Genomic DNA, 12,014 nt, shown 5'->3' on the forward strand with positions numbered 1-12,014 from the left:
CTGCTCTACGCATCCACCTCAGACAGACGCGAGGAGGCGCTGTCTACGCCTCTGATAGAATGGTCTCGGCCGCCTTCTCGGCAATCATGATCACCGGCGAATTGGTGTTGCCCGAGACGATCGTCGGCATGATCGAGGCATCGACGACCCGCAGCTTCGCCAGCCCATGCACCCGCAATTGCGAATCGACCACCGCCATCGTGTCGCTGCCCATCTTACAGGTGCCGACCGGATGGAAGATCGTTGTGGCGATGTCACCGGCGCGATGAATCAGCTCCTCGTCGCTTTGGTATTGCCGGCCCGGCAGCATCTCCTGCGGCCGGTACTTAGCGATGGCGCCGGCCTCCATCAGCCGGCGGGCATGCCGGATCGATTTCGTCGCCACGATCCTGTCGCCGACGGTCGAAAGATAGTTCGGGCGGATGTCCGGCGCGTCGGATAGGTCCGGGCGGCGAATATGCACGGTGCCTCGGCTTTCCGGCCGCAGATTGCAGACGGAGACGGTGACGGCGGGATATTTGTGCAGCGGCTCGCCCAGCCGGTCGGTGCTCAGGGGCTGCACGTGATATTCGAGATCGGCCGTCGCAACAGCCGGATCGCTCTTGGCAAAGATACCAAGCTGACTCGGCGCCATGGACAGCGGCCCGGACCGGCGCAGCACATATTCGAGCCCCATGCCCGCCCGGGTGAACAGGTTGTGATAGAGCTGGTTCAGCGTCTTTGCGCCCTCGATGCGGAAAACCGTGCGAATCTGCAGATGGTCCTGCAGGTTTTCGCCGACACCCGGAAGTTCATGGGCGACGTCCAGCCCGGCAGCGGACAACACATCCGGCCGACCAACCCCGGAAAGCTCGAGGATTTTCGGCGAATTGATCGCACCGGCGGACAGAATGACCTCGCGGCCGGCACCGGCCAGATGACTTTGGCCGTTCAGACGGAACCGCACGCCGGTCACCATCCTGCCGTCGAAATCCAGCCGCTCGGTTTCGGCGCCGGTCAGCACACGCAGATTTGCCCGCTTCATCGCCGGGCGCAGAAAGGCCTTGGTCGTGTTCCAGCGCAGGCCGCCGCGCTGATTGACCTCGAAATAGCCTGAGCCCTCATTGTCGCCATCGTTGAAATCGTCGGTTTTTGGAATGCCGAGTTCCTCGGCCGCATCGCGAAAGGCATCGAGGATCGGCCAGGAAAGCCGTTGTTTTTCCACCCGCCATTCGCCGCCCGCCCCGTGCATCCGCGACTTGCCGCGGTAATTGTCCTCGGATTTCAGGAAATAGGGTAGCACATCGTCCCAGCCCCAACCGGCATTGCCCGCCTGCCGCCAGCCGTCGTAATCGGCCGCCTGGCCGCGCATATAGATCATGCCGTTGATCGATGAGCAGCCGCCCAGCACTTTTCCGCGCGGATAGGGCAGCGACCTTCCGTTCAGCCCGGCTTCCGCCGCCGTCTTCATCATCCAGTCGGTGCGGGGATTGCCCATGCAGTAGAGATAGCCGATCGGCACATGCACCCAATGATAGCGGTCACTGCCGCCGGCTTCGAGCAGCAGGACGCGATTTTTCGGATCGGCCGACAGCCGGTTGGCCAGCACGCATCCCGCCGATCCCGCGCCGACGATGATATAGTCGTAGCTTCCCGCATCGATGGCGGCATCATTCACACGCATGTTCACGCTACCCCGTCCGCTGCCCCCGGAGAGACCGCCGTCAGACGCCGCCAGAGCGGCGCCATCGCCTCGGCAATATCCTGATAGAGCGCGTAGCGCCGCGTATAGTGCCCCTCAAGCGAGACGTCCGGACGATATTGCCGCTCGGTCCGGACCATGGCCGCAGCACCGGCGCCGAAGTCCGCGAAGATGCCGACGCCGGTTCCAGCCGCAATCGCCGCCCCCAGCGCACCGGTTTCGCGCGACCGGGCAACAGTGACGGGGACGCCGAGCACATCGGCAAAGATCTGCGGCCAGATCAGGCTACGCGAGCCGCCGCCGGACAACACGGCTTCGTTGAAATCAGCGCCGGCTTTTCGCATCGTCTCGATGTGCTGGCGGTGACCGAAGGCGACGCCTTCGAGAAGCGCGCGGACGAGATGCCCCTTGCTGTGCCAGCCGGCAAGACCGTAGAACCCGGCGCGTGCGTGGCCGTCCTGCTGGGCGCCGTAGAGATAGGGATGATAGAGCGGGTCGTCTGCCGCGGGCGTGATCGCCGCCGCCAGCGCGCAGCAGGCATCGAAGGGCGAAACACCGTCCCGATGTTCGCCTTCGAAGAACTCCCGCACCAGCCATTCGAGATTGGCAGCCGAGGTGGCGCTGTTTTCCATCGCCATGTAGCGGGTGCGATCGAAAGTGGATGACATGAAAACCGGTCCGTCGAGGTCGGGACCCTCAATGATGACCTGGTTGATGCTCCAGGTGCCGGCAATGATCGAGGCGCTGCCGGTGCGCGAAACACCAGATCCCAGCGCCGAGGCGACGACGTCGAAAAGCCCGCCGACCACCGGCGTACCGGCAGCGAGACCGGTTTGCGTCGCCACCTCTTCCGTGACCCTGCCGGCGATGTCGGCGCTTTCGATGAGCGGCGGCAGGAGGTCCATGCAATCGGCCAGTCCATAGGCCTCCATCAGCGCCTTGTCGTAGCGGCGCGCGGCAAGATCGAGCAAGCCTGCCCCCGACATGTCGGACACCTCGCTGACGCGGCGGCCGGTCAGGCGATTGACGATAAAATCCTTGGAGAAGAACACCGTACCGATGCGGCTGAACAGGTCCGGCCGGCGACGCTTAAGCCAGGCAAGCAATGTCGGCGTCTGGGACGGCCACGGACGCTGGCGGGCAATCGGATAGGTCCGATCGCCAACGCTGGCCTCCCGCCACTCATCGACCAGCCCGGCCGCCCGCGTGTCGAGCGACTGGATGCCGATGAGCGGAGCGCCGTCGCGATCAAGTGCATAGAGACCGTTGCCATGTCCGGCGCAACCGATTGCGGCGATTTCCTCCGGCCGGATCTTTGCCTTTTCGATGCAGGCGCGGATGACCTGCCGGGCATTCGTCCAGAGTTCATCCAGCCCCCGCTCGACATGCCCCGGGTTCGGCATGCGGCTATGCCCCTCCTCGGACGCAGCCGCAATCTCGTTGCCCTGTCGGTCGAAAATCACCGCCTTGATGACGGTATTTCCGGCATCGAGCCCCAAAAGATAGTCTCCCATGCAGAACCCCTCCGAAGGTTCGAAATCGCTGCTCAGCCCTGCTGATAGAGCGCAAAGGCCTGTTCGCCGCTCGCGTCCTCGTGCACGATCGCCATCAGCCCGCGCACCACGGCACTCGGATTGGCGTGCTGATAGATGTTGCGCCCATAGACCATGCCCAGGGCACCCTGCCGCATCAAGGCCGCCGATTTGTCGAAGACGACGCGAAGATCCTCCTTGCCGCCACCGCGCACGAGAACTGGGCACCGGGCTGCTTCCACCACCCTGTGGAAATCCTCGGCATTGGTAGTCGGATCCGCCTTGACGATATCGGCCCCCATCTCGCGGGCGAGCCGCGTCAACGTCACGATCTTGTCGGCATCACCATCGACCATGTAACCGCCCTTTTCGGTGACCGGCTGCATCACCAGCGGCTCGATCATCAGCGGCATGCCATATTTGTCGCAATCGGCCCGCACGCGGGAAATATTCTCAACGCACTGGCGAAACAGGTCCGGCTCGTCCGGCAACATGAACAGGTTGACGACGACGCAAGCCGCATCCATCTCGAGCGCCCCGATCAACGGCTCGGCCTGGTTCTGCAGCACCGCCCACATGTCGCGGTGGCGTATTCGGTTATAGGGATTGCCCATGTCGATGCGCATGACCAGCGCCGGTTTGTCCCTGCCGGGCACCTCCTGCAGCAGATCCGCCTGGCCGTAATTCATCTGGATCGCATCTGGCCCGGCGGAGACCAGGGCCGTGACGACCGCTTGAATGTCCTCCAGCCCGTCGAGGAAGGATGGCTCGTTGCAGACGCCGTGGTCGATCGCCACGTCGAGGCAGCGGCCGCGGCCGAACAGCCGGTTCATCCGGACTTTGCTGTTGTTTCGCATTCTGTGCTCCTTGGTTCGTTCCTTGCGGAAAGCATGTCTTCGTCGACGCCGTGGCGTTCGTTGAGAAGGCTGAGAAAACGGTCGCGTTCCCTGGTGCGATGCGCCGGCGTCCAGTGCTTTTCCTGCGTCAGCAGGTCGAGCGCGGCATCCATCATGTCGAGCGAAAGCTCACCCGAAACGGCGAGCGTGGCGCGCCGCAAAAGCAGGTCGTCGAGATGTTCCACCGCTTCATCGCGGATCAGGAACTGCAATTCGCGCGTGGAGTAGCCGGCGTGTGGCAGGGCTGCATCCGAGCCTGCCGCGATGAAATCTGCAATTCCCTCGGCGTCCGTGCCGTACCGGGCAAACAGCTCCGCCATGCGCCCGCCGGATAGCCCCTTGCCGGTTGCCGCCTGCGCAAGCCAGACGGGGATGTTGACGGGAAAGGCCCGGCCGCCGCCGATTGGCCGATCAGTTGTCGCAACGTGGCGCCGCCTGCCCAGCCTTTCCAGCGCCATGTCGGCTGCCAATTCGCCGAAGGACCGGAATGTCGTCCACTTGCCGCCGATCATGCAGAGCACAGGCGGCCCATCTTTGGACAGCTCCAGCACAGTGCAGAAATGATCGCGCGGGATGCGTCCGGTAAAACTGTCGGCACTCGCCGGCAGCGGCCGCACGCCGGAAAACTGGAAAACGATTTGCTCCGGCCGGACGGCGATATCAGGCAGCACGAAGGCGAGCGATTGCAGGATATAATCCCGCTCGTCCGCCTCGCAGCGCACCGTTTCCGGATCATCGACGCGGATATCGGTAGAACCGACGAGAACCTTGCCGAGATAGGGAAACAGGATGCAGATCCGCCCGTCCTCGTTCTCGTAATAGATCATGTGATCGGCAAGTGCGTCGCGCAGCTCCGCATTGTCGATGATCAGATGCGAACCCTTGGTGCCGCCCATCAAAGGCGCCGGCCGTGCCTCAGGCGAAAACAGGATTTGATTGGCGACGTCGATCCAGCCGCCGGTGGCATTAATGATCAGCGCCGGTTCGACGGCAGCGGAGACACCGCCGATCTGGTCGTCGACCTGATACCGGCCACCTTCCCCACGCCGCAATTCGGCATAGTTCAGCGCAATCGCACCGGCTAAAAGACCATCCTGCAGAAGCTCGATGCCCAGCCGCTCCGGATGACTGACCCAGGCATCGAAATAGGTGGCGGAACTCTTGATGGCGGGATTGAGCGCCGGCCACTTGGCAAGCGTCGTGCGCCGGCCGCGAAACTGGTGGCGCGGCATCAGCGCTCGCTTGCGCGTCAGAAAATCGTAGATGCTCAGCCCCGCCTTAATGGCGACAGCGCCGCGGCGGCTCGGGCGGCGGCTGAGGCCGAGGAAGCGGACGATGCCATTGCCGAGGCCGGAAAAGATATCGAAGACCGGCACCGTCGTCGGCAGCGGCGCGACGTAATGCGGCGCGTTGCGCAGCAGCCGGTCGCGCTCGACCAGCGATTCCTGCACCAGCTTGAATTCGCCGTTTTCAAGATAGCGAAGCCCGCCATGCACCATGCGCGACAGCGCCGAACTGGCACCGGAGCAATAGTCGTGCTTTTCGACGAGCAGCACATTCAACCCCTGCAGCGCCAGCTCCCGAAAGACGCTGATGCCGTTGATGCCGCCGCCGATGATACACACGTCCACCTTCGGGCTCCGGCGAAGCCCGTCCAGCATTTCTTCACGTTTCATGATGGCGATCCGCTATCTCATCTCAGTCAGTTTCGCCGCGATGGCCGCATCGATGGTCGCATGATCGACCGCGTCCAGCCGGATGGTCCCGGCCCGGGCATTGTCGATTGCTTGTGCCGGATTGCGCGCCCCGCAGAGTGCAAAGGTCACGCCAGGCTGGGCCAGCGTCCAGGCAATCACGGTCTGGGCAATGCTGGCGCCGTGTTTTTCGGCGACCGGCCTGATGGCGTCAGCCAGCGCCATTGCCTTCCGGCGGTTTTCGACCGAAAAGCGCGGATTGTCCTTGCGCTGGTCGTCGCCGGAAAACACGCGGTCCGGCCCGATGGTGCCGGACAGCAAGCCCAGCGCCAGCGACGAATAGCTCAGTGTCGCTATGCCGTTGGCCCTGGTCAGGGGCAAAAGCTCCGCCTCGATCTCACGGTCGATCATGCTGAACCGCTCCTGGATCGCATCGAGACCGCCGGCGGCGATATAGGCATTGAGATCGTCGCGGCTGACATTGCTTGCTCCGATCGCCCGGATCTTGCCCGATGTGCGCAGATATTCCAACGCCCGCATCGTTTCCTCGACCGGGGTCGTCGGGTCCTGCCAATGGGTGATGTAGAGGTCGATATAGTCGGTTCCGAGCCGCTTGAGGCTTTCCTCGACCTCATGCAGGATCGCATCGCGGCCGAGATAGCGGTGGACCGGTTTGCCGTCCTGATCGAAGAAATGGCGGCCTTTCTGCGTATGCCAGACAAGCCCACATTTGGTGGCGATGACAGCCTTGTCGCGGCGACCGGCCAACGCCTTGCCGACGATTTCCTCGGAACGTCCAAGTCCATAGGCCGGTGCCGTGTCGATCAGCGTCACGCCGGCATCGAGCGATGCCTGGATGGCGGCGATGGATTCTTTTTCGTCGGTCCCGCCCCACATCCAGCCGCCGATCGCCCAGGTGCCCAGCCCGACCGCCGAGGCGGAAACGCCGGATTTGCCGATCTCACGTGTCAATTGCGGTCCGCTCATGCCCATTTTCCTTCGCCATTCGCCAGTGCCAGCACCCGCGCGCCCGTCGCCTCGTCGGTCACCAGCGTATCCAAATGATTGCCTCTGAGAACGCTGAGGATCGGGCCTGCCTTGTTCGGCCCGCTGGCGACACCGATCTTCGTCGGGATCGAGGCAAATTCCGGCAGCGTCAACGACACCAGTGAACGATTGAGGCTGTAGTCGCAGACCTGGCCGTGATCATCGAGCAGGTGCGCCAGCAATTCGCAGGAGGCGCCGGACCGCTCGATCGCGGAGCGGTCGGTGCTCGAGGAGGGATGCAGGTCGTAATAGCTGGAATCGTCCGAGAGGATCGAGCCAATGCCGACCACGGCCACCTTCGCCTCGCGCGCCCGTTTGAAAACGTCTGCGACGGAACGCATGTTGATCAGCATCGCCCGCTGCTCGGCATCGTCGGCAAAGAGCGGCGCGTGGATCTGGTAAGAACGCCCGCCAAGCCGGTCGGCCATCAAGGTCGAGACATGGTTGACGTCGGTATAGTGTTTGCCCTGCACGCAGCCGGTCGCTGGAATGACCTCGACATCGAAAAGACGCGGCGGCTGCAGACCGGCGACGACGGCGCTCACCCCTTTGCCGCCGGTGATGCAGATCGTATCGCCGTCGACGATCTCTTCCAGCAGCAACCGCGCCGCCGCCTCGCCGACGGCTTGCAGCGCCGTCTGCGGATTGTCGGAGACTGTCGGCACCACCACGGCGCGGCCGATGCCGCCAAGCGCTAGCAGCTGTTCTTCCATATCGACCAGCGGCTCGACCGGCGACTTGATCTTGATCTCGACCAGGCCGAGCTGGCGGCCGCGCTTGATCAGGCGGTTGACGGTCGCGTGCGAGATGCCGAGCTGATCGGCGATCTGCGCCTGTGTCAGCCCTTCGAGAAAATGCAGGACCAGCGCCTGGTGCATCTGCCGGGCGATGACGATTTCCTCGCGCGGCGCGTTTGCGGGTTTGAGTTTGGCTATCGGCATATCAGGCAGCCTTCCGCTTGTGCAGGAAATGGTCGACCGAGACGGCGGCCAGCAGAATGCAGCCTTTGGTCATGTCTTGCCAATAGACGGACACGTCGAGCAAGATCAATGAGCTCGTGACGACCGACAGCAGGGCAATACCGAGAATAGCCCCGAGGATCGTGCCGGAGCCGCCATTCAGCGACGCACCGCCGATCACCGCGGCGGCGATGATGTTGAGCTCCATGCCGACGCCGAAGGTCGGGGTCGCGGCGCCGAAGCGGGACATGTAGATCACCCCGGCCACACCGGACAGCGTGGCGCAGAGCACCGTCACCCAGAATTTCACCTGATTGGTCTTGATGCCGGAATAGAGCGCCGCCTTCTCGTTGCTGCCGGTGTAGAACACCTTGCGGAAGGCGGTTGCCCGGCGCAGCAGGAAATCGAACAGCACGACGACCGCAACGAAGATCAGGATCACATAGGGGATGCCGGAGAACGTGCCCTGCCCGACCGCTTTGAACGAGGGCGGCAAGGTAAACAGCGACAGCGGCGTGCCCTTGGTGATGATCAGGCAGATGCCGCGCACGATCACCATCGCCGCAAGCGAGGTGATGAAGTGGTTGAGCCCGACAACCGTGACGAAGAAGCCCATGACGCAGCCGATCATGCCGCTGGCAAGGATCCCGATCAGGGATGCGCTCCATGGATCAAGCCCCAGCAGGAACAGCGAACCCGACAGCACCATCGAGAAGCAGACGACCGAGCCGACCGATAGGTCGATGCCGCCGACGATCAACAGGATGGCCATGCCGACGACGACGATACCTTCCACCGAGAACGACATCAGCATCGCCCGGAAATTGCCGAGCGTCAGAAAATGCGGCGAGGCAAAGCTCATGACGATGCAGAGCGCCAGGATGATCGCAATCAGTCCGGCCTCGCGCATCGTCCCCAGCCGCTTCCAGCCGGGCGCACGCGCCTGATGTGCCCTTGCCAACGTAGCGTCCGCCATGACCTTGTTTCCCCTTGTGTTTTCGTTATGCGGCATGCTCGGATGCCCCTGCGTGACCGTCGATACCCGATGCGAGCCGCATGATCGCTTCTTCCGTCATCGCCTCGCCCCCGACCTCGCCGGCAACCGTGCCTTCATGGATGACCAGCACCCGGTCGCACAGGCCGAGAAGCTCCGGCAGTTCCGACGAGATGACGACGATGCCGATGCCCGAGCGCGCGAGGTCGCGCAGCAACCGGTGGATTTCCGATTTGGCGCCGACATCGATGCCGCGGGTCGGCTCGTCCATCAGAATGACCTTGGGATTGACCGCCAGCTGCTTGGCGATCGCCACTTTCTGCTGGTTTCCGCCCGACAGCGACGAGACCGACATGTCAATGCCTCCCATCCGCACGCCGAGCCGCCGGACCAGATCCCGGGCACGATCCGCCTCGGCCTTGGAATTCAGCAGCCCCAGCGGCCCGGTCAGCGATTTCAGATCGAGAACGGCGATATTCTGGGCGATGGAAAGATCGAGGAATATGCCGGAGCCTTTCCGGTCTTCCGACAGGTAGACGACACCCGCCTGCGCGGCCTGCGCATAGGAGCGCGTCCGCAGCCGCTGTCCATGCAGTTGCACCTCGCCGGCGAGCACCGGCCGCAATCCGCAAATGCCTTCGGCGATCTCGGTGCGGCCAGAGCCGATCAGCCCGCCGACGCCCAGAATTTCGCCTTTGCGCAGGTCGAAACTGACATCGGCGAAGCGGCTGCCGTCGCCGAGATGGCGCACGCTCAGAATGCGCTCGTCGCTCCGCTCTCCGGGCACCTGCTTTTCCGGGTAGAGCTGGGTGATTTCGCGTCCGACCATGCGACGCACCACGTCATCCGGCGTCAAGTCCGTCACCTTCTCCGTCGAGACATAGCGCCCATCGCGGAACACGGTGACCCGGTCGCACAGGCTGAAGATTTCGGCCATGCGGTGGCTGATATAGATAATCGAAATACCCTGCGCCTTGAGGTCGCGGATGATGCCGAACAGGATCTGCGCCTCCGATTCCGTCAGCGCCGCCGTCGGTTCGTCGAAGATCAGCACCCGGCAATCGAGCGTCAGCGCCTTGGCGATCTCGACAAGCTGCTGGCTTGATATCGACAGGTCGCCGACTTTGCGGCGGACATCGATCGGCGCCAGACGGTTCATCACGACCTGCGCATCCCGCTCAAGCCTGCCGTAATTCATGAAAGGCAAGCGGCGGCGGTTGGTCGCGGCCATGAACATGTTTTCGGCAACCGATGCATCGGGGCAGAGCGCGATTTCCTGATGCACGAGGCCAAGCCCGAGCGATTGCGCCATGGCCGGCGACGTCACTTTGACCGGCGCGCCGTCGACGAGAATGTCGCCCTCGGTCGGCTGCAGCACGCCGGCGATGATGTTCATCAGCGTCGACTTGCCCGCGCCGTTTTCGCCGCAAAGCGCGTGAACCTCGCCTCTTTCCAGGCTGAAGCTCACTTCCGTCAACGCCTTCACCGCGCCGAAGTGCTTGCTGACATTGCGGATTTCCAGAACCGGCACCGACGCCATCATCGTCTCCTCCTCATGGCCTGCGGTGGCTGTCCGGAGTTTCCTGCCCCCGGACAGCCGGCACAAAGGCTTACTCCTCGATGCCTTTGGTGCCGCGCCGCTTCAGATACTTGTCCCAGTAAAAGTCGTCGGCATTGTCAGCCGTGACGATCGAAAGGCCGTTGTCGACGAACGGAATGCTCATCGGGTTGAAGCTGGCGCGCTTGGCGTCGTTCATCGGGTCGATGAGTTCCGGATGCTTGGCCAGCCACAGCAGCATGAAGCCCATGTAACCCTGCATGCCCTGGTTCGGGTTGATCGAGCCGAACACTTCGCCCGCCTTGATCATGTCGAGGATGTTGGCGTTGACGTCGGCGCACATCACCAGGATCTTGCCGCCGCTTTCCTTGTTGGCCTGCGAAGCGCCGATTGCCGAGTTCGCTTCCGGCATGAAGACGGCGCCAAGGTTCGGATGGGCCTGCACCAGGCTCATCAGGCCCTGATAGGCCTTGTTGGGGTCCTGGTTGGACGCAGCGCGGCCGACCAGCTTCATATCCGGATATTTTTCGTCCATACGAGCGATGAAGGCGGCGATACGCTTGTCGTGGTTGTCCTGGCCGGGATTTTCCAGAACGGCATACTCGCCCTTGCCACCCATCTTTTCGGCAATCGCGTCGGCGGCATAGGTGCCTTCGCGGGTATTGTCCGAGGTGATGAACGAGATGCGCTTGGAAAGCGGCGCATCGGCTGCGAAGGTGACGACCGCCGTGCCCTGGTCGATCGCGCGGTTGATCGGCTCGATGAACGGGTCGGAGTTCATCGGATGTACGAGAATACCGGCCGGGTTCTGGGCCAGCGCCTGGTCGAAGGTGGCGATCTGCTTGTTGACGTCATATTCCGGGGTGCCGGTATAAGCTGTCTCGCAACCCAGCTGCTGGCCGGCCTGCTTGAACATTTCATAGACCGGAAACCAATATTCGACGCCCGAGACCATGACGTTCATCACGTATTTTTCACCGGGTTTGCAGCGGAACGGATTTTCCGCGCCCGCGCTGGCTGCGCCGGCAAATAGAGTCGATGCGAGGACCGCCAATGCGGTCGTGCTTAAAAATCTGCGCAAGTTTCCTCCTCGAGGCCGAAGCCCCTCCCAAATTTCCGGCGGCGTCCGAGCGGCTGCCGATGATCCATTGAAGACCGGAGTTCCTCCTCGAAGTCCGGTATGGGCAGGTAATCCCAACGCCACGGATCTGTCAATATAATTCATGACGTGAAATATATTTCAGATAATTCGTCGACGCCGCGATGTGCCGGACCGCTTTCTAATGGAGGACGCCGGCTTCTTCCGCCGCGACTTTGAATGCCAAAGCGGCTGCGGCTGAATTGGCTCGCCCTTCGACGGCGTCCGTGCAGATCTTCTTTGCGATGGCGAAAGATGCCGCTTTCTCACGCGGCCAACAGGTCATCAGATATGCGAGCGCGTCCCTGCTATTGCGGATACTCTTAGGGTGGTCGCCATCCCCGCTGATGACCTCAACGGGCTGGTCCCAAAAATCGTGGCGCATCGACATCTCCTCGGCTCTTTCGGCTGAACGTCATCTGCGCGGGCTCGTTCCAATATCGGACTTTGGTCCTATGTAGATCGGACGACCGATCTGTACACCTCACGTGAGCGGTTCTCGTCCACTGGATTGT

Annotated in this window: 10 protein-coding genes; all 10 read right to left on the bottom strand. The window is 62.8% G+C overall.

The annotated features are described in order from the left end of the window. Nucleotides 1-43: 43 nt before the first annotated feature. The 10 genes from FFM81_RS23625 to FFM81_RS23670 all read right to left on the bottom strand — a co-directional run bounded on the left by FFM81_RS23625 (nt 44) and on the right by FFM81_RS23670 (nt 11,884). Nucleotides 44-1,663 (bottom strand): GMC family oxidoreductase, encoded by a 1,620-nt coding sequence (locus tag FFM81_RS23625; RefSeq protein ID WP_138384467.1) that lies wholly within the window; start codon nt 1,661-1,663, stop codon nt 44-46. A gap of 2 nt (nt 1,664-1,665) precedes the next feature. Then, a complete protein-coding gene (locus tag FFM81_RS23630; RefSeq protein WP_025417687.1) occupies nt 1,666-3,195 on the bottom strand; it encodes an FGGY-family carbohydrate kinase in 1,530 nt (509 codons plus the stop codon). A gap of 32 nt (nt 3,196-3,227) precedes the next feature. Then, nucleotides 3,228-4,070 (bottom strand): class I fructose-bisphosphate aldolase, encoded by an 843-nt coding sequence (locus tag FFM81_RS23635; protein WP_041686575.1) that lies wholly within the window; start codon nt 4,068-4,070, stop codon nt 3,228-3,230. Continuing rightward, nucleotides 4,043-5,785, bottom strand: a complete 1,743-nt coding sequence (locus FFM81_RS23640) for a glycerol-3-phosphate dehydrogenase/oxidase (RefSeq protein ID WP_138384466.1) — start codon at nt 5,783-5,785, stop codon at nt 4,043-4,045. The genes FFM81_RS23635 and FFM81_RS23640 overlap by 28 nt, the downstream gene beginning before the upstream one ends. Before the next feature lie 12 nt (nt 5,786-5,797). Beyond that, on the bottom strand, nt 5,798-6,790 hold the full coding sequence (locus FFM81_RS23645) for an aldo/keto reductase (RefSeq protein ID WP_025417684.1): 993 nt from the start codon (nt 6,788-6,790) through the stop codon (nt 5,798-5,800). Then, entirely contained in the window at nt 6,787-7,791 is a 1,005-nt protein-coding gene (locus FFM81_RS23650; protein WP_025417683.1) for a sugar-binding transcriptional regulator, read from the bottom strand. The genes FFM81_RS23645 and FFM81_RS23650 overlap by 4 nt, the downstream gene beginning before the upstream one ends. A 1-nt stretch (nt 7,792) precedes the next feature. Continuing rightward, complete coding sequence (locus tag FFM81_RS23655) at nt 7,793-8,785, bottom strand: ABC transporter permease (RefSeq protein WP_025417682.1); 993 nt, start codon at nt 8,783-8,785, stop codon at nt 7,793-7,795. 25 nt (nt 8,786-8,810) lie between these two features. Next, nucleotides 8,811-10,343, bottom strand: coding sequence for a sugar ABC transporter ATP-binding protein (locus FFM81_RS23660; protein WP_025417681.1), 1,533 nt, complete (start codon nt 10,341-10,343; stop codon nt 8,811-8,813). Between the two features lie 70 nt (nt 10,344-10,413). Beyond that, nucleotides 10,414-11,442 (bottom strand): substrate-binding domain-containing protein, encoded by a 1,029-nt coding sequence (locus tag FFM81_RS23665; protein ID WP_025417680.1) that lies wholly within the window; start codon nt 11,440-11,442, stop codon nt 10,414-10,416. Between the two features lie 199 nt (nt 11,443-11,641). Next, entirely contained in the window at nt 11,642-11,884 is a 243-nt protein-coding gene (locus FFM81_RS23670) for a DUF982 domain-containing protein (protein WP_025417679.1), read from the bottom strand. Nucleotides 11,885-12,014 lie beyond the last annotated feature (130 nt).

This window comes from Rhizobium hidalgonense (genome assembly GCF_005862185.2).
Taxonomy (GTDB): domain Bacteria; phylum Pseudomonadota; class Alphaproteobacteria; order Rhizobiales; family Rhizobiaceae; genus Rhizobium; species Rhizobium hidalgonense.